The sequence below is a fragment of the Actinomadura sp. NPDC048021 genome (genome assembly GCF_040653135.1).
GTDB lineage: Bacteria > Actinomycetota > Actinomycetes > Streptosporangiales > Streptosporangiaceae > Spirillospora > Spirillospora verrucosospora.
This window is the reverse complement of record NZ_JBEZJQ010000008.1, coordinates 23,532-47,623: the sequence shown is the minus strand read 5'-3', so window position 1 is coordinate 47,623 and position 24,092 is coordinate 23,532. Positions and strand designations below refer to the sequence as shown.

At 71.7% G+C, this 24,092-nt stretch carries 23 protein-coding genes; 11 read left to right on the top strand and 12 right to left on the bottom strand.

What is annotated here, in order from left to right; all coding sequences use genetic code 11:
• Positions 1-15: 15 nt before the first annotated feature.
• Genes AB0C87_RS15090 through AB0C87_RS15075 form a run of 4 tightly spaced genes read right to left on the bottom strand, consistent with a single transcriptional unit; the run spans position 16 to position 3,887 of the window.
• The gene (locus AB0C87_RS15090) at positions 16-666 is read right to left on the bottom strand and encodes a response regulator transcription factor (RefSeq protein WP_360577938.1); all 651 of its coding nucleotides are present in this window, start codon (positions 664-666) and stop codon (positions 16-18) included.
• A complete protein-coding gene (locus AB0C87_RS15085; RefSeq protein ID WP_360577936.1) occupies positions 666-1,862 on the bottom strand; it encodes a histidine kinase in 1,197 nt (398 codons plus the stop codon). Before AB0C87_RS15085 ends, AB0C87_RS15090 begins: the two co-directional genes overlap by 1 nt.
• Positions 1,859-3,427: a carboxylesterase family protein gene (locus AB0C87_RS15080; protein WP_360577934.1), complete on the bottom strand. Its 1,569-nt coding sequence runs from the start codon at positions 3,425-3,427 to the stop codon at positions 1,859-1,861. The genes AB0C87_RS15085 and AB0C87_RS15080 overlap by 4 nt, the downstream gene beginning before the upstream one ends.
• A gap of 46 nt (positions 3,428-3,473) precedes the next feature.
• Positions 3,474-3,887, bottom strand: a complete 414-nt coding sequence (locus AB0C87_RS15075) for a hypothetical protein (protein WP_360577932.1) — start codon at positions 3,885-3,887, stop codon at positions 3,474-3,476.
• A gap of 342 nt (positions 3,888-4,229) precedes the next feature.
• Here AB0C87_RS15075 and AB0C87_RS15070 point away from each other — a divergent pair, with 342 nt between their 5' ends.
• Positions 4,230-5,054, top strand: a complete 825-nt coding sequence (locus AB0C87_RS15070) for a hypothetical protein (protein WP_360577930.1) — start codon at positions 4,230-4,232, stop codon at positions 5,052-5,054.
• Between the two features lie 660 nt (positions 5,055-5,714).
• Positions 5,715-6,617 carry an aminoglycoside phosphotransferase family protein gene (locus tag AB0C87_RS15065; protein ID WP_360577928.1) on the top strand — a complete coding sequence of 301 codons (903 nt, stop codon included), beginning with the start codon at positions 5,715-5,717 and terminating at the stop codon, positions 6,615-6,617.
• Positions 6,618-6,782: 165 nt separating this feature from the next.
• On the opposite strand, the gene AB0C87_RS15060 is transcribed toward AB0C87_RS15065, so the two are convergent.
• The gene (locus AB0C87_RS15060; RefSeq protein ID WP_360577926.1) at positions 6,783-7,751 is read right to left on the bottom strand and encodes an RNA-binding protein; all 969 of its coding nucleotides are present in this window, start codon (positions 7,749-7,751) and stop codon (positions 6,783-6,785) included.
• A 171-nt stretch (positions 7,752-7,922) separates the two neighbouring features.
• On the opposite strand from AB0C87_RS15060, the gene AB0C87_RS15055 reads away from it, so the two are divergent.
• A complete protein-coding gene (locus AB0C87_RS15055; protein WP_360577924.1) occupies positions 7,923-8,429 on the top strand; it encodes a hypothetical protein in 507 nt (168 codons plus the stop codon).
• A gap of 396 nt (positions 8,430-8,825) precedes the next feature.
• Here the strand turns inward: AB0C87_RS15055 and AB0C87_RS15050 are convergent, their stop codons facing one another.
• From AB0C87_RS15050 to AB0C87_RS15020, 7 genes are all read right to left on the bottom strand, one after another.
• Positions 8,826-9,365 (bottom strand): NAD(P)H-dependent oxidoreductase, encoded by a 540-nt coding sequence (locus AB0C87_RS15050; RefSeq protein ID WP_360577922.1) that lies wholly within the window; start codon positions 9,363-9,365, stop codon positions 8,826-8,828.
• A 49-nt stretch (positions 9,366-9,414) separates the two neighbouring features.
• On the bottom strand, positions 9,415-9,888 hold the full coding sequence (locus AB0C87_RS15045; protein WP_360577920.1) for a flavin reductase family protein: 474 nt from the start codon (positions 9,886-9,888) through the stop codon (positions 9,415-9,417).
• Positions 9,885-11,057 carry an LLM class flavin-dependent oxidoreductase gene (locus tag AB0C87_RS15040; RefSeq protein WP_360577918.1) on the bottom strand — a complete coding sequence of 391 codons (1,173 nt, stop codon included), beginning with the start codon at positions 11,055-11,057 and terminating at the stop codon, positions 9,885-9,887. Before AB0C87_RS15040 ends, AB0C87_RS15045 begins: the two co-directional genes overlap by 4 nt.
• Before the next feature lie 51 nt (positions 11,058-11,108).
• Positions 11,109-12,317, bottom strand: a complete 1,209-nt coding sequence (locus AB0C87_RS15035; RefSeq protein WP_360577916.1) for an SfnB family sulfur acquisition oxidoreductase — start codon at positions 12,315-12,317, stop codon at positions 11,109-11,111.
• A 154-nt stretch (positions 12,318-12,471) separates the two neighbouring features.
• The gene (locus tag AB0C87_RS15030; RefSeq protein ID WP_360577914.1) at positions 12,472-13,731 is read right to left on the bottom strand and encodes an acyl-CoA dehydrogenase family protein; all 1,260 of its coding nucleotides are present in this window, start codon (positions 13,729-13,731) and stop codon (positions 12,472-12,474) included.
• Positions 13,732-13,848: 117 nt separating this feature from the next.
• Positions 13,849-14,988, bottom strand: coding sequence for a dimethylsulfone monooxygenase SfnG (sfnG, locus tag AB0C87_RS15025; RefSeq protein ID WP_360577912.1), 1,140 nt, complete (start codon positions 14,986-14,988; stop codon positions 13,849-13,851).
• Between the two features lie 99 nt (positions 14,989-15,087).
• Positions 15,088-15,864, bottom strand: a complete 777-nt coding sequence (locus AB0C87_RS15020; protein ID WP_353831170.1) for an IclR family transcriptional regulator C-terminal domain-containing protein — start codon at positions 15,862-15,864, stop codon at positions 15,088-15,090.
• Between the two features lie 152 nt (positions 15,865-16,016).
• On the opposite strand from AB0C87_RS15020, the gene AB0C87_RS15015 reads away from it, so the two are divergent.
• The 8 genes from AB0C87_RS15015 (at position 16,017) to AB0C87_RS14980 (ending at position 23,913) form a co-directional block, all read left to right on the top strand.
• On the top strand, positions 16,017-17,030 hold the full coding sequence (locus AB0C87_RS15015) for an ABC transporter substrate-binding protein (RefSeq protein WP_360577910.1): 1,014 nt from the start codon (positions 16,017-16,019) through the stop codon (positions 17,028-17,030).
• Positions 17,027-18,031, top strand: coding sequence for an NrtA/SsuA/CpmA family ABC transporter substrate-binding protein (locus AB0C87_RS15010; RefSeq protein ID WP_345173932.1), 1,005 nt, complete (start codon positions 17,027-17,029; stop codon positions 18,029-18,031). Before AB0C87_RS15015 ends, AB0C87_RS15010 begins: the two co-directional genes overlap by 4 nt.
• The gene (locus AB0C87_RS15005; protein WP_345173934.1) at positions 18,028-18,885 is read left to right on the top strand and encodes an ABC transporter permease; all 858 of its coding nucleotides are present in this window, start codon (positions 18,028-18,030) and stop codon (positions 18,883-18,885) included. The genes AB0C87_RS15010 and AB0C87_RS15005 overlap by 4 nt, the downstream gene beginning before the upstream one ends.
• A complete protein-coding gene (locus tag AB0C87_RS15000; RefSeq protein WP_345173936.1) occupies positions 18,882-19,646 on the top strand; it encodes an ABC transporter ATP-binding protein in 765 nt (254 codons plus the stop codon). Before AB0C87_RS15005 ends, AB0C87_RS15000 begins: the two co-directional genes overlap by 4 nt.
• A complete protein-coding gene (locus AB0C87_RS14995) occupies positions 19,643-20,473 on the top strand; it encodes an LLM class flavin-dependent oxidoreductase (RefSeq protein ID WP_360577907.1) in 831 nt (276 codons plus the stop codon). The genes AB0C87_RS15000 and AB0C87_RS14995 overlap by 4 nt, the downstream gene beginning before the upstream one ends.
• Positions 20,463-21,572 carry an LLM class flavin-dependent oxidoreductase gene (locus tag AB0C87_RS14990; protein ID WP_360577905.1) on the top strand — a complete coding sequence of 370 codons (1,110 nt, stop codon included), beginning with the start codon at positions 20,463-20,465 and terminating at the stop codon, positions 21,570-21,572. Before AB0C87_RS14995 ends, AB0C87_RS14990 begins: the two co-directional genes overlap by 11 nt.
• A complete protein-coding gene (locus AB0C87_RS14985) occupies positions 21,569-22,468 on the top strand; it encodes an ABC transporter substrate-binding protein (RefSeq protein ID WP_360577903.1) in 900 nt (299 codons plus the stop codon). The genes AB0C87_RS14990 and AB0C87_RS14985 overlap by 4 nt, the downstream gene beginning before the upstream one ends.
• A gap of 311 nt (positions 22,469-22,779) precedes the next feature.
• Entirely contained in the window at positions 22,780-23,913 is a 1,134-nt protein-coding gene (locus AB0C87_RS14980; RefSeq protein ID WP_360577901.1) for a hypothetical protein, read from the top strand.
• Positions 23,914-24,092: the final 179 nt, after the last annotated feature.

Below are 24,092 nucleotides of genomic sequence, written 5' to 3'. Positions count from 1 at the left end.
CTCCTCCAGCGACGCTCACTCGGCGTCGTGGACAAGCAGGGCGATCTGGACGCGGTTGTTCAGGTCGAGCTTGCGCATGATGCGTGACACGTACGACTTGACGGTGGTGACGCTCATGTACAGCTCGGCGGCGGCTTCGGCGTTGGACAGCCCGCGGCCGACGGCCTCTGCCACCCGGCGCTCGCTGTCGGTGAGGCAGGCGAGCCGGGTGCGGGCGACCGTGCGGGTCTGGTGATCCCGGCCGGTGACATGGGTGATGAGCTTGCGGGTGACCGACGGGGAGAGCATGGGCTCGCCGGCGGCCACCCGACGGATCGCGGTCACGATCTCGGCCGGTGGGGTGTCCTTGAGCAGGAACCCTCCGGCGCCCGCGCGCAGGGCATGCAGAACGTGCTCGTCGGTGTCGAAGGTGGTCAGGACGATGACCTCGGGGGCGTCGGCGGCGGCGCGCAGCAGGCGGGTCGCCGTCAGGCCGTCGGTCCCCGGCATCCGGATGTCCATGAGAACGACGTCGGCGCGGGCGGCACGCACCGCCGCGGGCACCGCGGAGCCGTCGGCGGCCTCGCCGGCGATCTCGATCCCCTCAACGCCGCCGAGCATGGTGGCCAGGCCCGCCCGCACCAGCCATTCGTCGTCGACCAGCAGCACCCTGATCGGTTCCGGCATCACGCCTCCCATGGCAGCCACGCGCGCAGCAGGTGGGCGTCCGCTACCGGGCCATGCTCCAGCCGCCCGCCGGCCAGCGTGGCACGCTCGGAAAGCCCGGTCAGGCCGGTGCCGGTCCCCGGAATCGCCGGACGCCCGCGATCGGGGCCGGGCAGCGGCTGATGCACCTGGACCTCCAGCCCATGCCCGGCCTCACCCCGCACGGTGACGGTGACCGGCATGCCCGGCGCGTGCTTGCGCGCGTTCGTCAATCCCTCCTGGACGACCCGGTAGGCGGTGCGCCCGGCCAGGGTGGGCACCGCCTCCACGTCCCCGACGTCCATGTCCAATGTGACCTGTGCGCCCGCACGCCGCGACTCCTCGACGAGCCCGGCCACGCCGGCGAGCGAGGGCGGCGGGGCGTCCGCGCCGTCGACCGGGTCCTCGCGCAGCAGCCCGATCACTTCGCGCAGGTCGACGAGCATCTGGTGGACGCCGCTGCGGATCACCCCGGCGGCGCGCGATATCTCCTCCGGCGAGGCGTCCGGGCGGAACTCCAGCGCGCCGGCGTGCACGCTGAGAAGGGACATGCGATGGGCGAGCACATCGTGCATCTCGCGGGCGATCCGCACCCGTTCCAGCCGCCTGGCCTCGACCTCCCGGAGGTGCCGGTCGCTCTCGGCGCGGTGGGCCCGCTCGGCGAGGGAGGCCAGGAGCTGGCGTCGCGCGCGGATCGCCTGCCCCCAGCCGACCGTCGCGGCGGTCAGCAGGGCGACGATCGCCACGCTCACCGCGTAGGGCAGCTCGGGAGGGGGACGCAGCGCCACGGCGATCATGCCGGTCAGCACGCCGAGCGCGCCGATCCCCACCGCCACGGGCCAGGGCCGCCGCACGGCGACCGTCAGCGTCGCCACGAACGCCGCGCCGCCGGCCGCCAGGGACACGGCCGAGACCGCCGTGACGACCAGTGCCAGCCCGACCGGCCGGCGGCGGCGCATCACCAAGGCTGCGCAGCAGGCGAGCCCGGCCGCCAGGTCGGCGTTGGCGAGCGTGTCCGCTCCCCGCGCGTAACTAGGCCAGAGGTTCAGCGCGCCGATCACCACCGCGACGGCGATGACCACGAGGGCCGACGCCGACCCTGCCGGCGTTTCGGCGGCCGGGTCGCGATCCGGCTCGGCCCGGCGCGCCCCCGGCACCGCCCAACTCGGAGTCCTCATGTCCGTGACGCCCAGAACCGGCAGTGGTGACCGGCGGCCAGGTCGGTCTGGGAGATTCCGCCGCGCGCGGAGTCCAGCGACTGGGTCGCCGGGAACCCCGGCCAGCGGGGCAGCCCCGCCCTGTTCGGATCGCCCTGGGCGGCGAACGCGGCCCAATACATGATCATCGATTCGGACAGGTTCCGCTGCGCGGGGTCGAGCGGCACGGACGTGCCCTCGATGTCGAAGAGCAAGGGGAGCTCCGAGCCGTGGAAGGCGCCGGGCGGGTAACCCTCGGGGAAGATGCCGAGGAAGTCCGGGACGTTCGGCTCGGCGAACTCGAAACTGAAGACGGGCACGTGCCGGGCCATAAGACGGTCGGCGGCGAGGGTCGGGCACACCCATCCGACGTCGGTGCCGACCGCGGCCCAGGCCAGCGCGGCCGGGGAACCCGACTGGCCGGAGTACGCCCGGGGCGGATACCTGACGTAGACGCGACGGGCCATGCGCTCTCCGAAGGACGTCGCCAGCAGAGCTCGGTAACGGGCGTCATCGATGGGCTCCTCCGCCTCGAAGAGGCTCCCGAACAGCCGGTGTTCGTCCCGGGTGTTGCCCTGCATCACCGGTACCCGATGGAAGGCGCCGGTCCGCAGTGCCTTGACGGGGTCGGTGGGCAGCGCCCGGGTCCCGAACGCCGGGGTGACGAACTGGCCGTTCAACGCCAGGAGCTTCCTGGTGTCCGTCCGGCGCAGGCATGCCGGTCCGTCCGGTCCCGCGCAGCCCAGCCCCGCTGCCGCCGCGGCGCCCCGAGCCTGCACGGCCGTTCGGGGCGCCCAATAGGAGATGGCGTCGAGCCCGGGGCCCATCACGTTCTTGGGCCAGCTCTGCAGGCACGATCCGCTCTGGATGATCGCGCGGTGGAAGAGCCCGGCCGCCGGAGGCGAGACCAGTTGGGCACAGACGCTCGCCCCGCCCGAGGACTCTCCCATCAGCGTGACGTTCCCCGGATCGCCGCCGAACGCCCGCGCGTTCGCCCGTACCCAGCGCAACGCGGCCCGCTGGTCGGCCAGAGCGTAGGTGCCCGACCCGGCCATCCCGGGATGGCCGAAGAACCCGAACACGCCGAGCCGGGAGTTGACGGTGACCACCACAACATCGCCCGTGGCGGCCATGCGGCGGGCGTCGAAGTCGCTGCCCGAACCCGAGCTGAACGCTCCGCCGTGCAGGTACACCACGACCGGCCGTCGCTCAGAACGGTTCCGGCGGGGGCCGGTGACGTTGAGGTAGAGACAGTCCTCGGAGGAATGCGCCGCGACGCCACCGGTGTCGTCCAGCTGCGCGCATGCCGGTCCGGGCTTGCTCGCGTCCCGTACCGCCGTCCAGGGACGAGGACGGACCGGCGGGCGCCAGCGCCTGGCCCCCGTCGGCGGCTGGGCGTAGGGAATGCCTTGATAAAGCTCCGTGCGTCCTGTCGCGACTCCGCGCACCGGACCCAGATCAGTCTGCACCACCGGGTCCGCCTCGCCCGTCGTGACCGACGCGCCGACCGCCGGGACGCTCAGGGAGACCGTCATCAGGGCCGTCACGGCCCAAACCGGCTTGGCCGTCCGCCACCTTCGTCCCATGCCCGGCTCAGCCATGGCCCGACACCAGCCAGCTCTTCAGCAGGCGGGTCCACTTGCGGTTGGCGGTGGTCTCCAGGAACGTCTTGTGATCCACCATCAGGTAGATCTCGCCGGCCGTGACCGTTTCCATGATGAGCGGCCTGCCCGAGTTCAGCAGCCCGCCGACGAACCGCCCGTACAGGTCGGTGTACTCATTGGCCACCGATCTCACCTCCTCCGGCCGCAGCACGAGATCGGACCCACCATGCCAGCCGCCGATCACGAGGCGGTCGGGATGGAGCTCCAGCCGTCCGGACCGCGGGAACAGCACCCGCTGGTCCACCCCCGCGGCGATCCGGTGACCTCTCTTGCGCCCCGCGAGCTCGTCAGCCGGGGAACCGACGTACGAGCCCTCCGCAAGGGGAACCTTCGATTCGCTCATGATCCCAGGCTCCCGCCATGCCCGGTACGCCCGCAGCCTCCAAAAGAAGGCAACGCGCTACCGACTTTGGTCGGCCGGTACGCCTCTTACCTCGGGCCAGGGAAAGACGACGATCTGAATGATCGGCCGCGAGCCGTCCTCATCGGGAGCTCCTGGTGGTGGGCACGAACCGAGTCGGTAGCCAGAGCACGGCAACCGACTTGCGGCCGAGGCCGTGTGACTCCCCCGAGGTTGTCGGCGGAAAATCGGACCGGAGTTGTCGGATCCGGGCCGCGCCGTTCGTAGCGATGGTGAGACGCCGCCCACGAGGGCGGCTGTGACGATCACAGGAGATGCCGACCGATGTCGCACGCACAGTCCAAGATCCACAAGATGTTCGAGCTCGTCGAGCCGATCGCCACCGTCACCTTCTCCGAGGTCCCGAACGAGGCGTTCCTGGCCCTCGGCATGCGCAACTACTGGGACGGATACTTCGCCGGGCGAGCCGCGCCGCTGGGGCTGGCACCGGCCGAGGTGGTGCACGCGGTCTTCTACAACTTCGCCGACGGCGAGGTGGCGCGGCACATCCCGTGGGTCTGGGGGAAGATCACCCCGCAGGAGGCGATCGCCGTGCGCGAGCGGGGCAGCGCCACCGCGCTGCGGCAGATGATCGGACAACTCGCCGACTCCCCCGGCCTGGTGCGGGCCGCCGACCTCGCCACCCGGGCAGCGGTCAGCGCACCGACCGAGGGCCGAGTGCTGTACGCCGCCCTCCGGGCGCTCGACGTCCCCGAAGAGCCGGTGGCCCGGCTCTGGCACGCGGCGACACTGCTGCGCGAGCACCGCGGGGACGGCCACAACGCCGCCCTCGTCGCCCACGGCATCGGCGGCACCCAAGCCCACGTCCTCATGGCCCTCTCCCTCGGCATGAAGGCCGAGGAGTTCGGCCGGATCCACCACCTGCCCAAGGCTCAGCTGGCCGCTGTCGTCGACGGGCTACGCGGCCGCGGCCTCGTGAACGCCGACGGCGGGTTCACCGACGCCGGCCGGGAGACCAAGGAGCGGATCGAAGCCCTCACCGACGAGCTGGCGGCACCGCCGTTCGAAGTGCTCAGCGCGGACGAGCTCGACGAGCTGGCCGCAGGACTCGAACCGATCGCCGCCGCAGTACGCAGCTACGACAACTGAGCAGCCAGATGCAAGAGACGCCACACCCCCCACCCCAGCCACCGAGGTGAACAACATCCCTGCAGGACGGGAGACTGCGGGCGTTCGCCCTGGACGCCCGACAGGTCAGGCCCGCCGCTCAGGAGGCGATGCCGCAACCCAGCTCGAGGCACCTGAACAAGGATGCTGCGAGCTCTCGAGCCCGTCCTCGACCGCGCAGAGTGACCGGCGGCGCGCTCCTCTCGTGACCTCCTTCGCGGTGGAAGAAAGATGATCTCCCGGATCCCTCCCACTGAATCGCTGAGGGCCTGGCCCAGAGTCGAAGAAGGCCCCGCTCTAAACGGGGGTCGCGCGCGCTGCCGGTTAGCCCCGGTGACCTACTGGTCACTGCGACCACACCAAAGAGGCCTGCCGTTCGTTCGAACAAGCCTCTGACGTGAAAACGTGGGCGAGACAGGCGCGGGCGAGCGCGGCGGATGCTCAAGCCAAGGTCGTCCCGACGGCAGCGGTAACCGTCGGCGGCGGTGTCTCCTCGCGCGGTGCGGCCAGCGGGCCAGAGCACGTTCGGTGTTCTCTGCCTTCAGCCGGGTGATCGGGGTCGGCTCCCGGCTCGGGCGGCCGCGCCCACGTCGACCACGAGTGGAGCCAGAGTCAGCGCTTGCCCTAGTACTGTCGGGGCGTATGACCAACTCCGAGATCGAGGTCACCGCGGATCTGGTCCATGAGCTGCTGCAGGAGCAGCATCCCGACCTTGCGGAGCTGCCCATGCGCGAGGTGGCGGGCGGGTGGGACAACCAGCAGTGGCGCTTGGGGGACGAGTTGGCCGTGCGCATGCCGCGCACGGAGCGTGCCCCGGACCTGCAGCGCAAGGAGCGCCGCTGGTTGCCCGTCCTGGCCCCGCGCCTGCCGCTCCCGGTCCCTAACCCGGTACGGCTCGGTGAGCCCTCCGAGCGTTTCCCGAAGCCCTGGACCGTCATGACGTGGGTTCCCGGCGAGCCACTGGACTCCACCTCGATCAACCGCGTCGACCACGCGACCGACACTCTGGCGGGCTTCCTCAGGGCGCTGCACGTGGAGGCGCCCTCCGAGGCGCCGATCAGTTCGGACCGCGGCGCTCACCTCAGCAAGTACACGGACGACTTCCACCACGTCCTCGACTCCGTTGCCCTTGGTGATATCGCCGACGATGTCCAGGCCGTCTGGGATGACGCCGTCGCGGCGCCCGAGCGGGAGAGTCCGCCGGTCTGGGTGCACGGTGACCTTCATCCCGCGAACGTCGTCATCTCGGACGGGACGCTCTCAGGAGTGATCGACTTCGGTGACATGTTCGCCGGCGACCCGGCGTGGGACCTCGCGGCCGCATGGGTCATCCTTCCCTCGGGCGCCGCCGCACGCTTCTTCGACGTCTATGCGCATGCCGACGAGGCGACGATCCGACGCGCTCAGGGGCTCGCTGCTCTGAAAAGCCTGATCCTCATGCTGATAGGCCAGAACGGAGACCGAGGCATTCCTGGCGGCAAGCCGACCTGGGGACCCGCAGGCCGAGCAGCGCTCGATCGCGTTCTGAGGGGAGCTCAACTGTAGGCACGCCACGCGGATTTTCCTTGTGCGCGCATGGCACCCACCCGCGGCTGAACCTGCATCGGCTGCGCCTGCTCGGTGGCTTCGGCCGAACGGCGGGCTGCCTATCGACGCCCCCGATCGCGGCCAGGCAGGCGTGAGCGGGGCTCGCGGTTTGCGGTTGCCGACTTACTCGCTCGATGTCGGCTCGGTTCGCCAGCGGGCACGCAGGACCCCGTCGGTGTCGGGCAGCACCGCGGCGAACAGCGGGTGATGGTCACCCGCGGTCAGGGGGATCACCGCCGCGGCGCGCGCATGGGCCAGTAGCGCGGCCAGTTCGGCGAACTGCTCCTCGCCACCGATCCGGCTCGCGATGTGTCCTGCCGGGTCCTGCCAGACAAGTTCGATCGAATCCTCCTCGGGGAACGCGGCCGCAACCGCCTCTAGGTCGGTGGACAGGGCCGGCCACACGGTCACCCGGGCGCGCGGGGTAAGCCCGGCACGTACTCGGTCAATGTCCGCGAAAGTGAGGCGATACCACCGGGAGGCGTTGCCGACGTAGCACTCCTGCAGGAGAAGCGCCCCTTCCCCGGGAATCTTCAGGGACACAGCAGCCCAGAAGTCATCGTCAGCAAGGCACTGTTCGCCGGGCTCTATTTCCAGTTCGTAGGGAGATGCGTCGATCCGTTCGGGAAACAGCCCCAGTTCACCGGTGAGGGCCTGCGCCCGCTCACATGGCACGATGCTCCCAACGTACACGTACTGGTCGTACCCGACGTGGACGAAGAACCGGTCTTGGACCTCCAGCCGACACCAGGCGCCGTTGTCGCGCAACATCGCCCGGACCAGTTCCAGCCCGACGGCCACCGGCTCCTGCGCGCCGTCGTGATAGCCCGAGAGGTCGGCCGGAAACAGCCCGGCCAATCCGTATCCGTCGACCGGAGCCTCAAGCCCGAAATGCGCCAGGCCGACCACCTCCGGCTCGCGGATGTCAAGACGCTCGACTCCGGTGTCGTGCGCGAAGGCGGCCACGGCCTCCAGATAGGCGGCCTCAACCGGCCCGTGATCGCTTATCGAGTCCTCGCCGCCGACATAGTGACCACGCTCATCGCGGTCTGCCGGGTTGTACTTGGTAATCCGGTAGACATGCGGCAGCACGTCACCACCACTCCTTCGCAGGACGAAAGGACGGGGACAGGACGGTGAGCTCAGCCGTTCGCATGGTCACCAACCGATCCTGTGCCCTACTCGCTCGAACGATATTCGAGGATCAACCCCCGACCTACGGATCAAAGCCGGAGCTCTCGTATCAGAGCACTTGGCCGCCTGATGACCGGGCGGCCGGTCCATCTCCTCGGTTTCGGGCAATCGACGACCCGGCTGGCCATCGGAGGTTTCACCTCCCGCGCCCGGAACTGGTATCGCCGGGTGGACGTCGTAAGGATCATGCTGAGAGCTGAGGACTTCATGGCGTCGGCCGATGTGAACACCGACGTGGCCGCCAACGTGCTCGCTTATGTGGCCGAGTTGGAGCGGCGTGGCGTCATCGTCTCCGATGTGGAACACGAGCCGGACGCCGACGGCGCGGAGGAGTGGTCCTTCCGCCTCAAGATCGCGAATCGGTGGCTGGTGCGCGTCATGATGCCGGTCTGGCCGCTGGAATGGGTACAGCGCCCCGCGGAGTTCGAGGAGCAGATCGCAAACACCGAGTGGCAAGGCGGCATGTACGTCGACGGCAGCCTGGACGGCCCGACCGACTTCGACGATGAGTACCCGACCTGGGAGGAGGCCGTCGAAGCGGGCGTCCGCATCGCCCAGGCCGCCGAGCAGGACTGACCGGCCCCAGACGAACGGCCGGGCGGATTGGGAGACCAGTGTGGTCGGTGCGCTCGCCGCATCGATCGGGTTGGCCCGGCGTACGGGTTGTTCGCACCGGGTGGACATCAGGTGTGGCAGCGGGCCACGGCGTCGGGCCAGGGCCGGGTGAACCAGGTCGGCGGAAAGCAGACCACCAGCGGCGACCGAGGCGGCGCAGGAGATCCTTAGCCGACTCGACACGCCGCTGGCGCAGGAGTCCGAGGAAGGGCTGGACTGGGTGGCCCAGACCCGTCGGCGACAGCGGACGGACGCGGCCGGCGGCCGGGCGCACCACAACACCAAGAAGAGCAAGGGGAAGCACGGAAAGCGGAAGAGGTGAAGATGATCCTCGCCGGGCCCGGCGATTCGGACGAGTCAGCCCTCAAAGGCGGGGGTCGGCGCCGAGGCGGTGAGGAGAGCCGCGATCTGGGGTGCGGCACGGTCGGCCCAGGCGTCGAGGAGCTGCTCGGCGTCGGGAAGTTGGGATTCGAGCAGGACGATGCCGGGAGTGGGGACGTGCGCCCCCAGTTCCACGAGCAGCGGCCGGAAATGGGTCTCCACGGCCAACGCGTGCTTGGCGTCGCCCATGACCAGCAGGGGCACTGCGATCGTCCTGGTGAGCGCGTAACCGGGCAGGCGGTCAAGGAAGGTCTTCAGCAGCCCCGTGTAGGTGCCTTTGTACGTGGGGCTGGCGGCTACCAGCACGTCCGCGGCAGTGACCAGGTCCAGAGCCGACTCGACGGCGGCGGAGGAGGCGGTCGGCAGTTCCGGCGCCAGGGCCGCCAGGTCGATCGTCTCCCCCAGCGCCGCGTTCTCGATGCGGTCGGCGATGGCCTGCGCGGCCTGCAGGGCCGCCCGGTGCGTGCGGGACCGCGCTCGTGGATTGCCCACGAGCGTGATGATGTTGTTGGTCACCTGTTCTCCTTGGAAGTGGTCTCGGTCGGTCGGCGGGAAGGGTCCCGCGTCAGGTCAGGCGCCGGAAGGCGCCGGCGTGGAAGACAAGCGGCGGGGTGCCGGGGACGGCGTCGAGGTCGTGCACGCGGAAGACGACGATGTCGTGGTCGCCGGACCGGACCTGCTGCTCGATCGAGCAGTCGAACCAGGCGGCGGCGTCGTCGAGCAGGACGCAGCCGTCACTGGTGGCGCGCCAGTCGACCCCGGCGAAGCGGTCCGGGGCGCGCGAGCCGATCCGCCGCCCCGCGTGCTCCTGGTGCGCGCCGAGAACGCTGATCCCGATGCGCGGAAGGGGGCGCAGCAGCGGCCAGGTGGTCGAGGTGTGCGCGACGCAGACCGACACCAGCGGCGGGTCCAGCGACACCGGGACGAACGAGCTGGCGGCGATCCCGACGGGCCGGTCGTCCACGAGCCCCGCCACCACCGCCACACCCGTCGGGTAGGCGCCGTAGACGCGGCGCAGATCGAGTTCCACGGACGTCATCGTGCGGTTCCCTTCGGGAGGAAGGCATTGTGCCCGGTGCCGGTACCGCCCCCGACATGGAAGAGCCCGTGCCGGTCGAGGTGGGGAAGCACTCCCTCTCCGAACCAGTACAGCTCCTCCAGGTGGGGGTACCCGGACAGGACGAACTCGTCGATGCCGATGCCGGCGTACTCGGCGATCCGGTCGGCGACCTCGGCGTGCGAGCCGACTAGCGCCGTCCCTGCGCCGCCGCGGACGAGCCCGACCCCGGCCCACAGGTTGGGCGCCACCTCCAGCGCTCGGGGGTCGCGCCAGGTGCCGTCGGCGCGGCTGCGCTCATGCAGGTCGCGCATGCGCCGCTGGCCGGTCGACTCGCTGCGGGCCAGAGCGGACTGTACGGCGGCGACCGTCTCCTCGCCGAGCGCGTCGACGAGCCGTCCCGCCTGCAGCCATGCCTCCTCGGCGGTGTCGCGGGTGATGACGTGCAGCCGGATGCCGAAGCGCGGCTTGCGGCCCCGGGCGGCTGCGAGCCCGCGAATCCATTCGATCTTGCGGGCCACCGCGTCCACCGGCTCGCCCCAGGTCAGGTAGACGTCGGCGTGCTCGGCCGCGACCGGTCCCGCCGCGGCGGACGAGCCTCCGAAGTACAGCGGCGGTACCGGATCGGGCCGCGTCGGCAGCCGGGCCGCGTCGATGTCGAGGTGGGCGCCGCGGTGGGTGACGGTCTCGCCGGCCCACAGCCGCCGCACGACCGACAGGAACTCGTCACAGCGGGCGTATCTCTCGTCCTTGGACAGGTGGTCGCCGTAGGCGCGCTGCTCGTGATCCTCACCGCCGGTGACGACGTTGAGCAGCAGCCGTCCGGGAGCGTGCGCGGAGAAAGTCGCGGCCATCTGCGCGGCCAGCGTGGGGCTGACCAGCCCGGGACGGAACGCCACGAGGAACGCCAGCCGCTCCGACTCGCGCGCCAGCATCGCCGTCGTCAGCCACGCGTCCTCGCACCAGGCCCCGGTGGGGGTGAGAGCGCCGGCGAAGCCGAACTCCTCGGCGGCGCGCACGATCGACGACAGGTAGCCGACCGAAGCGCGGCGGTCGCCGGCCGCCGCGCCGGCGAGTTGCCCGTGCCCGCCGCCCACGATGAAGCGCGAGTCGCCGTAGGTGGGCAGGAACCAGTGAAGAGTGAGGGTCACAGTGTCTTTCCTTCCTTCCGCCCCGTCTCGGGCGCCGCCCGGGAAACCGGGTCAGATCTGGCCGTGGCGCGGCGGCGGAGTGCCCGACAGCAGCCAGCGGCCGACGTGCTGCACCTTCCAGCGGGCCGGGTCGTGAAGCGTGTGCGTGCGCGCGTCCCGCCAGTAGCGCGACAGGTTCAGCGCATCGGCCGCCGACCGCGTCCCACCCAGTTCGAACAGCGCCGACGACGCCTCCAGCGAGGCTCGGGACGCGGCGACCTTCGCCACGGCCGTCGCCACCGACGCCCGTGCGGTGGCGTCGCCGGTGGGCTCGCGCTCGGCCGCGTCGATCGCTTCCGCGGCCTCGCGCAGCAGCGCCTCGGCGGACCGGACGGTGATCTCCAGCTCGCCGGCCTGCTGGACGGTCAGGGGGTCCGCGGCCGCGGTCTCAGCGCCGCTCTCGAACCACGGTCGTGCCTTCGCCACGGTGGTCACCGCGGCGTCCAGCGCGCCGCGGGCGATGCCGGCGTCGAGCGCCGCGTGCAGCACCTGGGCGCGGGCGCCGTAGGTCGTCGGCCCGTCGAACAGCGTGCTGTAAGGGACGACCTCGTCGCTGTCCACGCGCACGCCGACGAGCCGGACCGTTCCGCTCGCGGTGGTGCGCTGGCCCATGCCGTCCCAGTCGTCCTCGACCGTGACGCCTTCGGCGCCACGGCGGATGTACGCCAGGGCCTTGCGCGGGAGGCCGTCCGGTAGCGGCGGTCCGTCGGCGAGAACCGCCCGCACGACCAGCCAATCCGCGAACAGCGCTCCCGTGCTGTAGTACTTCTCGCCGTCGAGGGTGTACCCGCCTTCCTCGCGGCGGCGCAGCGTCGTCGCGTCCTCGGCCGCCGTCCGCCCGCCCCGCTCGGACTGGGCGTTGGCGAAGCGGGCGCCGGCCAGGGCCTCGGCGAAGTACCGGGCCTGCTGCTCCTCGGTGCCCTGGCGGCGCAGGGCCTCCAGGAACACGAAATGGCTGTGCGGGATCTGGGCGAGGCTCGCGTCGGCCGCGGCGAGCGTCCGGAACACCTCCGCGAGGGTCGCCACGTCCACCTCCGCCCCGCCGAACCGCGCCGGGACGGTGACGCCGAGGAGTCCGGACTCCGACAGCTCCGCGACCTCGGCGGCGGGCGGTCGCCGGTCGCGGTCGCGGTCGCCCGCCCGCTCGGCGAACGAGGCGGCGAGCTTGCGTGCGGTCTCCACGGCCTCGCCGCCGGAGCGGATCACGTGCGGGGTCGTCATCGGCCCGGTCCGGGGTGCACGAGCGCGGTCGTCGTCATGGGTCTCCCTTCGCGGACCCGGTCCCGCGGCGGAAGGGGGACCGCCGCGGGACCGGGGGGACGGATCAGTGCGTTTCCAGGGCGGCGCCCCGCATTTCCTGCCGGCGTCGCCGGGATCAGCGATAGAGCGAGAACTGCGGGGCGCGGCGGTTCAGCGTCCAGTCCCCGACCTCGCGCGCCTTGTAGGCGACGGGGTCGTGGAGCGTGTGGGTGCGCAGGTTGCGCCAGTGCCGGTCGAAGCCGTAGTCGCTGGTGGTCGCCCGTGCGCCCTGGATCTCGAACAGCCGGGACGCCGCCCCGAGCGCGACCTTCGTCGTCAGGTACTTGGCCTCGTAGACGGCGACGGCGGCCTCGGCGCGTTCCTCCTCGGTGAGCGACGGGCCGGTGTCCAGGGCCGCCTGGAGCGCCTCGCCCGCCCGGTCGGCGAGCAGGGCGGCGGCGCGGATCTCGCTCCGCAGCTCGCCCACGGTCTGCAGAACGTAAGGGTCGTCGGTGGCGCCGTCCACGCCCGATGTCTCCCACGGGGCCGCGTGCAGGCGCGTCCAGTCGAGGGCCTCGCGGAGCGCGCCCTCGGCCGTCCCGATGTAGAAGTTGACGAACGCGAGCTGCCAGTGCGGTGTGACGAGCGTCTGGTACGGGCTGAGCTCCCGGCCGGTGAGCGGATCGGGCCCGAGGATCTCCGAGCGCTCGACGCGGGTTCCGTCGAACTCGACGCCGCCGGAGTCGGTGAGGCGCTGGCCGATGTTGTCCCAGTCGCCCAGGGCGCGAAAGCCCGCGCGCCCTCCCGGCAGCGAGACGAAGACCAGTTCGCCCTCGTAGGAGGCGGTCACCGACAGCTGGTCGCCGAGGCTCGCACCGGACGCGAACGAGCGGCGCCCGTCGAGCCTGAAGCCGTCCCCGTCGCGGGTGAGGACGATGCCGGAGCCGCCGCGCGGGTTCTGCACACCGCCCCAGAAGAGCTTCTCCTCGCCGTTGCGGCGGGAGAGCGCGTCGGCCTGCTCCGGGGTGCCGAACAGCGGCGCGATGCGGGTCTGGGCGTAGTGGTAGCCGATGAGGTGGGCGATGGAGGTGTCGCCGCGCGCGATCCGGCGGGTGATCAGGGACGCCTGCGCGTACGACAGCCCGTCGCCGCCGTACTCGACTGGTTCCTGGACCTGCAGGAGGTCGTGTGCGCGCAGCAGTTCGACCTCGGCGCGGGGAGTTCCGTTGGCGCGGTCGCGTTCGGCGGCGGTGGCGCGCAGCTCGGCGGAGACGAGGTCTGCGCGCTCCAGGGCCGCGGCGAAACGCTCGTCCCGGCTCTTCTGCTCGTTGGCGGTCTGCTGTTCGGTGGCGGTCTGCTGCTCGGTGGCGGTCTGCTGTTCGGTGTCGACGGACATGCTGCTGTGTCTCCTCAAGGGGGCTGCGGACGTGTCGTGGACGCGGCGTCGCGACACAACGCGCTGCAGGTCCTCTGCAGGTCGATGTGGCGGCGGCGGACGAGGCGCATGACCGCGTCAGGACCCGGTGCGCGCCGGCTCGCCGCGGTCGGCGTCCGCGGCCTCGAGTTCCCGCACCAGCGGCAGGACGCGCTTGCCGAAGTACTCGACGTCCTCCAGGTAGTGCAGGAAGCCGAGCAGGAAGAGGTCCACGCCGAGGCGCTTGTAGGCGACGATGCGCTCGGCGATCTGCTCGGGCGTGCCGATCAGCCCGGTGCGGAAGCCGTCGTTGTACTGCACCAGATCGGCGAACTCTGAGTCCTGCCACATGCCCTTGCCGTCGGACGTCGACCGCCCGGCCTGCCTGACGGCGGTCCCGAAGCCCTCGACGGCGTCCCGGTCGGCCTTGGCGACGATCTCGCGCAGCACCTCGCGCGCCTCGGCCTCGGTGTCCCGAGCGATCAGGAACCCGTTCAGGCCGAACCGCACCCGCCGTCCGTGCAGCGCGGCCTCCGCGCGCACCTCGGTGATCTGCTCGGTCACGCCGTCGAAGTCCCTGCCGTTGCTGAAGTACCAGTCGGAGACCCGACCGGCCATCCGCCGGGCGCTGGTGGAGTTGCCGCCCTGGAAGATCTCCGGGTGCGGGCGGCCTGGGCTCTCGACCGGCTTCGGTCGCAGGTCGAAGTCGTGGAGGCGGTAGAAGTCGCCGCGGAACTCGGCGTGCTCGGACGTCCAGATCTCCCGCAGCACCCGGATGAACTCCTCACTGCGCCGGTAGCGTTCGTCGTGCTCCAGCCACGGTTCGCCGAGCTTGGTGAACTCGTCCTTGAACCAGCCGCTGACGACGTTCACCGCGGCCCGTCCGCCCGAGAGCTGGTCGGCCGTCGCGACGAACTTGGCGAGCACGCCGGGCTGCCACAGCCCCGGGTGGATCGCCGCGATCACCTTCAGCCGCTCGGTGGCGAGCAGCAGCGCGAGGCTGAACGCGGTCGACTCGTGCTGGTAGGCGGCGCCGTAGGACGCGATGTAGCGCACCTGGCTGAGCGCATACTCGAAACCGTTCTCCTCCGCCAGGACGGCGAGCTTCCGGTTGTAGTCGTATCCCCAGTCCGTGCGCTGCTCGATCTTGCTCACGACCAGGCCGCCGCTCACGTTCGGCACCCAGTAGGCGAACTTCACCGGCCCGGCGGCCCTGTTGTCGATATTTCCTACTGACATAGTTGAGATTATGAAGTCCCGCCCCACCGCCGGTCAATGCGGCGCTGGTGACAGGCCGAGAGGGACCTGTCACCGGTGGCCGCCCGCCCGCGGAGACCTTCAGTGGCGGCGGCGTTCTGCGGGCTCCAGGAGAAGGACCTCCAGTGCCTGCGCGCAGGATTGGGCGTGCGCCAGGAACCAGGGGATGCGCGTGTCGGTGATGACCTCGGGCGTGGAGCGCAGCGCGAGCGCGTAGCGGACGTACCCGGCGCGGTCGAGCAGCGGCACGGCCAGCGTGCGCACGCCCTCCGCCGACTCTCCGTCGTTCATGGCGTGGCCGGCGGCCCGGACCTTCTCGATCTCCGCGCGCAGCAGGCCCACGTCGGCGATCGTCCGGTCGGTCAGGGGCCGGAGCGGACCCAGCTCGGCCAGGTCGTCCTCACCGGGAGGCGCCCAGGCCAGCAGCACCTTGCCCAGGGCCGTGGAGTACAGGGGCCGGCGCAGGCCGATGCCCGTGTCGGTGCGCCGCACGGTCCCGCCGGCCAGCAGCAGGGCTTGGTCGCCGCTGCGGATCGCGAGGTCGGCGGTCGCGCCCGTGAGCCGGGTCAGGTGGTCGAGTTCGGGCGCGGCGCGGTGAAGCCCGTGCTGGTGGTAGGAGAGCAGGCCGAGTTCGGTGACCGAGTGGCCGATGCGGTAGCGGGCGGTCACCGCATCCTGCGCGAGGAAGCCGGACGAGGTGAGCGCCCGGGCGAGCCGGTGGGCGGTCGAGGTGCTCAGCCCGAGGCGCCGGGCGATGTCGGACGCGGTGAGCGCGGTACCGCCGTCCCGGAAGCACAGCAGGACCTCGAGCGCGCGCAGCACCGTCTGGCTGCCCGGCGCGCGGTTCGTCGTCGGCATCAAAGACCTCCGGCCGGGGCCCACGATGCAGTAATCCTGACCGGAGCCGTCGATTGGCGAACACCCTGGCCAGGACGCTGATCGACCAGGAAGTTTCCCATCATGTGAAATCCATGTTGAGTTGGTAGGTTTTACCGAGAATACTCCCGGCCATGGTCACCACGCATCCGGCGAACCTGTGGTTCACCCGCTGTCCCGTCCCCACCGCGACCGGCATCGCCGCCGACCGGGGATGGCTGGCGGACGAGTTCGCCGCCGACGGAATCGCGGTCCGCTCGCTGCAGGACGCGGGCACCGAGGACGTCCGCGGGGAGCACTACCGGCACCGGCTCGCCACACTCGTCCGGGAGGGTGGGAACGTTCCCGCCCTGTGGGCCAGGTCGAACGGCGCGCCCACGCGGCTGATCGGGCTCACCTGGTTCGAGGAGCGGCAGGTCATCGCCGTCCGGCCGGGCTCGGGCATCACCGAGCCCGGGGACCTGAAGGGCCGGCGGCTGGCCGTCCCGCGGCGCGCCATCGAGATCGACTTCTGGCGGGCCATGGCGCTGCGCGGCTTCGACGGGGCGCTGCGCCAGGCCGGGCTGACGCTGTCCGACGCCGAGCGGGTCGAACTCGACGGCGACGCCCTGCCGGGGCAGTGGGAGGCGGAACTGGCCGCCCTGCGGGACGGGCGGGTCGACGCCGTCTACACGAAGGGCTCGGTGGCCGTGGAGACCGCGGCCCGCTACGGCGCCGAGGTCGGCATCGACCTCGACTCGCTCCCGGACCGGCGGGCGCGGGTCAACAACGGCACGCCCCGTCCGATCACCGTCGATCAGCGGCTGCTGGACGACCATCCGGACCTGGTCGTGCGGTTCCTCGCGGTCCTGCTGGGCGCGGCGGACTGGGCCCACGACCACCCGGAGGAGCTGGCCCGGGTCCTGCAGGCCGAGACCGGGTCCGGCCCGGCCGGAGTGGCCGGAGCCTACGGCGCGGGTTACCACCGGAGGCTGCACGCGGAACTCGGCGCCGACCGCCTCGACCTGCTGGCCGAGCAGGAGGACTTCCTGCGCCGGCACGGCTTCCACGACGCCCGGGTGGACGTGTCCGCCTGGGCCGATCCCACACCACTGGCCGAGGCCCGCGGCCTCGTGCCGCGCCCCGCCTTCTCCCAGGAGTATTCATGACGCGCTTCCTCTCCCGCAGGCCCCTGCTCTCCGCGGGCGCCCTCGCGGTCCTGCTGGCCGTCGCGGGCTGCGGCGGCTCGGGCTCGAAGGCGGCCGCCGACGGGACGGTCGTCCTCCGGATCCCCGATCCCGGCAACTCCGGGGTGCTGGCGCTCGGCAAGAAGGACGGCAGCCTCGCCAAGGCTCTGTCGGCCGTCCACGCGAAGGTCGCCTGGACGGGGAGCACGGGACCGTTCGCCCCGGCCGCGCAGCAGATGAACGCCGGCCAGCTCGACTTCGCGCAGGGCTCGATCACCTCGGCGATCGCCGCACTGGCCCAGAAGCCGGGATTCGCGCTCTTCGCCCAGGTCGCGCCGGACAAGGCGGGCGAGGGCATCCTCGTCCGCAAGGACTCGACGATCACCTCGGTGCAGGGCCTGGTCGGCAGGAAGGTCGCGGTCAACAAGGGCGGCACGGCGGAGTACCTGCTGCTCAAGGCGCTGGAGTCGGCGGGGGTGAAGCCGGACCGGGTCACCCGCGTCTACCTCAACCCGGCGCAGACCGCCCCGGTCTTCAACTCCGGGAAGGTCGACGCGTGGGCCGCGTGGGCCGCGTACACGATCCCGGAGATCGCGTCCACGGGAGCCCGCTTCCTGGTGAAGGGCGGAGAAATCGACTCGCAGAACTACTCGGTCTGGGCGGTCCGCGCCAAGTTCGCCGAGGAGCACCCGCAGGTCGTCAAGGCGTTCTACCGGTACGTGCACGACCAGGGTCTGCGGCAGATCCAGGACCCGGCCCCCTTCGTCAACGTGTTCACGAGGTCCGGGCCGCAGGCGGTGACCGGGACCGCCGAGCAGCTCACCATCGCCAACGTCCGCCAGGGCGCCGCCGCCGCGCCGATCGGCGCGGCGGACCTCGCGAACTTCGCCGCCGTCGCGCGGTTCTTCGCCGACCAGAAGATCACACCGACGGTGGTGGACGTGAAGCCGCACGTCCTGGACCTGGCAGAGGACGGATCATGACCGCCGTCCCTGTCGGCCCGGCGCCCTCGGCCGGCCCGGCGGCGTACCCGGACCTGGTCGTGCCGCGGCCGCGGCTGCCGAAGCCGCGGCGCCGCGAGGTGACGCTCGCGCTGCGGACGCTCGGTCCGCTGGCGCTGCTCGGCGGCTGGTGGGCCGCCTCGGCCGCCGGTGTGCTCAGCCCCGACGTGCTCGCCTCCCCCGCGACGGTCCTCGGGGCCGCCGGGGAGCTGTGGTCGGACGGCCAGCTCACCGACGCGCTGCGCGTGTCGCTGACCCGCGCCGTGCTGGGACTGTCCTGCGGCCTCGCCGCCGGGCTGATGCTCGGGGTCGTCACCGGCTTCTCCCGGCTCGGTGAGGAACTGCTCGACTCGCCGCTGCAGCTGCTGCGCGCCCTGCCTTTCCTGTCGCTCGTCCCGCTGTTCATGGTGTGGTTCGGCATCGGGGAGACCGCCCGGATCGTCCTCATCGCCGTCGCCACCACGTTCCCGATGTACGTCTCGACGGCGGGCGGCGTCCGCAACGTCGACCGGCGGCTGCTGGAGGCGATGCGCTCCTTCGGGCTCCGCGGCTGGCCGCTGGTCCGCGAGGTCGTGCTGCCGGGGGCGCTCCCGTCACTGCTCGCGGGGTTCCGGCTGTCGATGACCCTCAGCGTCATCGCGCTCATCGCCGCCGAGGAGATCAACTCGACGTCCGGGATCGGCTACCTCATGACGCAGGCACAGAGCTTCTCCCGCACCGACATCCTCTCGCTCTGCGTCCTCATCTACGGGATCCTCGGGCTCCTCGCGGACCTCGTCGCCCGCGGCGCCGAACGGGTGCTGATGCCGTGGCGTCCGAGGGAGGCCGCCCGATGAGCGTCGCCGTGCACATCCGCGGCCTGCGCCGCGTTTTCGGGACCCGCGCCGTCCTAGACGGCCTGGACCTCGACATCGAGCGGGGCGAGTTCGTGGCCCTGCTCGGAGCGAGCGGCACGGGCAAGACGACCCTGCTGCGGATTCTCGGGGCGCTCGACCGCCCGGACTCGGGAACCGTCCTCGTGCCCGAGGCCCGGACGATCGTCTTCCAGGAGCCGCGGCTCGTCCCGTCCAAGCGGGCCCTCGGGAACGTGCTCGTCGGGCTGCCGCGCGGCGCCGCGTCGCGCGAGCGCGGGCAGCGAGCCCTCGCCGAGGTCGGTCTGACCGAGCACGCGAACGCGTGGCCGCACACGCTGTCGGGCGGCGAGGCGCAGCGCGTGGCCCTCGCGCGGGCCCTCGTCCGCGAACCGGAACTGCTGCTCCTGGACGAGCCGTTCGCCGCGCTCGACGCGCTGACCCGGCTGCGCATGCAGGACCTCGTCGGCGACCTCGTCAGCACCCACCGGCCCGCCGTCCTGCTCGTCACGCACGACGTGGACGAGGCCGTGCGGCTCGCCGACCGGGTCGCCGTGCTCCGGGACGGCACGCTGATCACCGACGAGACCGTCGGCGCGCGGCACCCCCGCGACCCCGCCGACCCGGCCCTCACCGCCCTGCGCCGCCGCCTGCTGACCGATCTCGGCGTGCGCCTCCCCGAAGAGCCGGGCGGTGCCCCGGAGCCGGACGGCGTCCGGCAGCCGACGGAAGGAGCGATGCGATGACCCGCTTCCACGTGGTCGTCCCCACCCGCGTGCCGGAACGGTCGGCCCTGCCGGGCTTCGTCACCGACATCCGGCCGCCGGCACGCGGGCCCGAGCACCGGCTCACCGCCCGCGCGGCCGAACTGGGCGGGCTGGACGGCGCCTTCGTCCCGTTCGCCCCGGACGGCCACGACTCCCTGATCCTCGCGCCGGCGCTCCTGCGCGACTCGCGCCATCTGCAGGTCACCGCGGAGTTCCACCCGGGGACCGCGACACCGGTCTACGCGGCGAAGCTGTCGGCGTCGCTGCAGCGCTACGCGGCCGGCCGGCTCGCCTGGCGGCTCGTCGTCGACCTGCCTCCGGCGGTCGCCCGCGCCCACGGCGACTTCCTGGAGGGCCCCGCCCGGTACGCGCGCGCGGACGAGTTCCTGACGATCGCCAAGGGCGTCTGGAACCAGCGCGGCTACAGCCGTGAAGGCGAGTACTTCCAGGTGAAGGACGGCGGATTGCTCGCTTCGCGCGCGCCGAGCCCGTTCCCGCGGGTCTATCTCTCCGGCACGTCACCGGAGGCGCTCGACCTGTCCGCCCGTCACGCCGACGCACACCTGCTGGACCCGGACGGCGACGTCTCGCTGGTACCGGACGGCGTGGACGCCGCCCTCCGCCTGCCGTTCCATCTCGCCTCGGAGGACGACGACCTGGAACTGGCCCGCGCCATCGCGCGCCGGCGAGAGGAGGGCGTCTCGGAGTTCTTCCTCGACCCGGCCGATCCGGTGGCCGACGTCTACAGGCTGGCGCAGCGCGTCCTGCCGCTCGTGGAGAAGGAGGGGGCCGGGCATGTCCGTTGACGTCTACTGGCGGATCGCCATGGAGGGGGACGCTCCGGCGCTTCGCCTGGGCGACATCACTCGGGGCGGTTTCGGGCCGTACCTGCCGGGGGCGCTCGGTCCCGGGCTGCGCGGCGGCGAGCCGGACGGCCACGGCCCGCTCGACTACATGGCGGAGGTGGCGCGCGCCACCGAGGGAGCCGGTTTCGTCGGCGGCCTGATGCCCTCGTTCCCGGTGACCGACGACCCGTGGGCGGCCGCCGCTGCGCTGTCCGGTGAGACCTCCGCCTACCGCTTCATGATCGCGTTCCAGCCGGGCTTCCTGCATCCGGTGCAGGCCGCGCGGATGTCGGCGTCCCTTCAGGCCGCGACGGGCGGGCGGGTCGTGTACAATATCATCTCCGGCGGGGGCGGGCCGCAGCAGCTCTGGTGGGGCGACAAGGTCCACCACGACGACCGGTACGCCCGCACGTCCGAGTTCCTGGACGTCCTCAAAGGCGTGTGGAACGGCCCCTACGACCATGAGGGCCGGTTCTACCGCGTCGCGGGCGCGGCGCTGCCGCCCGATCTGCGCGAGCAGCCGTTCCCGGAGGTCTACTTCTCCGGCTCCTCCCCCGCGGCGATCGCCGCGGCCGGACGCCACGCCGACTACTACCTCTCATGGCTGGAGCCGTTCGACGCCCTGGCGGAGAAGTTCGCGCTCGTCCGCGAGCACAGCGACACGCCGCCGAAGTTCGCGGTGCGCGTGGACGTCCTCGCCCGGGAGACCGAGGAAGAGGCCTGGGAGGAGATCCGCGAGGGCTGGGCACGGGCCGGTGACGCCGAGCGCACTCCGGACGCGAGCGAGTCCGTCGGCTGGCAGCGCGGGCGTTCCTTCACCGCCGGCGCCGTCGACTACCGGGACCTGGAGGTCCAACCGGGTGTCTGGGGCGGCTTCAACCGGCTCCGGCCAGGCCCCCTCTTCGGCCTGGTCGGCGACTACCACCAGGTCGCCGAACGGCTCGACGAGCTCATCGGCCTCGGTGTGGACGCCTTCATCCTCGCGGGCGTGCCGCACCTGGAAGAGGCCCGGCGCATCGGCCGCCACGTCCTCCCACTGCTGAAAGGAAACAAGTCATGAGCCTGCGTGTGGGCTACTTCCCGCAGAACAACTCGCTCTGGGTACTGCGGCACCGGGGCATCCTCGAGCGCGCCGTCCCTGACGTGGAGTGGGTCGACCTGCGCTCGCTGCCCGCCGGCGAACGGCCCGACCCCACCCGCGGCCTGCCGTCCGCGCACGGCGACCACCTGTTCGACGGCGGCTACGACTTCATCGGCACCGGCTCCACGCCGCCGGTCACCGCGCAGGCCAAGGGGCACGACGTGGTGTACGTCGCGGTGTCCGGGCCGCGGATCGAGAACGGGCGGCTCGTCGTCCGGGAGGACTCCCCCGTCACCTCGCCCGCCGACCTCAAGGGACGCAGAATCGCCCTCGGCCACGGCTCCTGGCAGACGACCCTCGTCCTTCTCGCGCTGGAGAAGGCCGGGCTCAACTGGAGCGACATCGAACCGGTCGACGCCTACGGCAACGCCGCTGAGCTGTTCCTGAAGGGCGACGTGGACGCCTGGGTCGGCTCCTACCCGTACCTGACCGGCGTGGAGCGGCGCGTCCCGGTACGCACGGTCATCGAGACCGACGGTCTGTTCAGCCACCGTTCGCTCTGGTTCACCAGCCGGGCGTTCGCCACCAAGCGCCGCGACGAGCTCGCCGCCATCGTCTCCGCGCTGCAGGAGTCGGACGCGTGGGTGCGGCAGAACCCCCGCGAGGCGGCCGAACTCTTCGCCTCCGACGACGGAGGGAGCCTCGACGCATGGGAGCACGCGCTGCGCACCCGCCCATGGGGCCTGCTGCCGGTGGACGACGGTTTCGTCGCCGAGCAGCAGCACGCCGCCGACCTGTTCCACGCCAACGGCCTGATCGAGCGTCCGGTCAGAGTGGCCGACGCCGTCCTCCCAGAGGTCAACGAGCTGGTGTGAACACGATCGACTACCCGTAGGTCACCCTGCGCATCAAGATGCCGCCGGCGACGACAAGGCGCGCGCTGGTGGCAGTGACCGTTGCACCCGCGATAGCTCACCGCTTCCGGTCGGAGGATGCAGGAACCTCGCCCACCCTCTTGGCTCCGACGGAGCCGTGTCCTTCTCTCTCCCCGTTCCGCGTCCTGGGGCGCGAAGCGGCATGCGTGGTGCGGGGGCCGGTTTCGGTCGGATTGGTTGGCCGACCACGGCAACCGAGGTGATCGCCGGGGCGTCCCCACTGCACAGCGCGGAAGCGGGGAGGAGTTCATATGCGGTTCGTGAAGCGTTTCGCGATTCCCATGGTGGCGGTGGCGGGAGTGGTGCTCGCCGGAGCGCCGCCCGTCTTAGGAGCGGAGGCGGACTGGCGGAAGGTGCCGCACTCAAGCGCGGAGGGAACTCTCAAGGACGTCGCCGTGCTCGGCGGAAGCGACGCGTGGGCGGTCGGGGAGAAGCATCCTCCGTACGAATCCGCCGATCCGGTCGCCGAGCACTGGGACGGCACGTCTTGGAAGGAGGTGACGGTTCCCGACACGCCGACGGGCACGGGCAGCCTCGACGGTGTCAGCGCCGTGGCGTCCGACGACGTCTGGGCCGTCGGCGACAGCACCGGTCTCGGACCGGTGATCCGGCACTGGGACGGTGCCGCGTGGACAGCGGTCCAGCCCGCCGCGCCACCCAACGGAGCGCATGTCGGGGCCGACCGGCTCAACGACATAGCGGCGGTCTCCAAGACGCTGGCATGGACGGTCGGATCCTTCTCCGACCGGAACACCCCCGGCCCGGTCACCCTGGTCGAACGCTGGGACGGGACGAAGTGGTCGCGGATGACCTCCCCGAACCCGGGTCGTCTCAGCAACACTCTTCAAAGTGTTGCCTCCCTCTCGGCGACGAACGCGTGGGCGGTCGGGTGGTACCTCAGCGACGCGGGCAACAATGTCGCGCTCGTCCTGCATTGGGACGGCCGCGCCTGGACCAGAAGCCCAGTGACCCTCCCGTCGGGCAACACTGAACTCCAAAGCGTCACCGCCGTCTCAGCCAACAATGTGTGGGCGGTCGGCAACCATGAGGGCAGACCGCTGGTGATGCACTGGAACGGCACTCGCTGGCGCGTCCTGCCGGAGCCCGCGCTGACCGAGTCGTGGCTGAGCGCCGCGGCTCCGGACGGCAGGGGCGGGATCTGGGTCGGCGGCTACCGCATGACGGACGGCGGGGTGACGAGCAGACCGCTGTTCCTGCACTGGAACGGCACCGCCTGGACCACCGGCACCAGCGAGGAGGCCGAGGGGACCGTCGAGGGACTCACCCGCGTAGGCACCTCGATCTGGGCCGTCGGAACGACCTCGCCCTGCACCTGCTTCGTCGCACCCCCACTGGTCGAGATCAACGGACCCGTCCCGCAGTGACGCCGCACCCCGCGGATGCCGCCAGCCCGGGGCCGCGGTTGTCGATGCCCTTGCCGAGGGCGGGCTGCCCCGTGCTGGAGTGGTCCTCGGGGTCAGCGCAGCACGGCAAGTTCGGTGACCATGGTCAGGATGCGCTGCGAATCGTCCCGGCCCAGTGAGCCGGCGAGTGCGCCAACCCG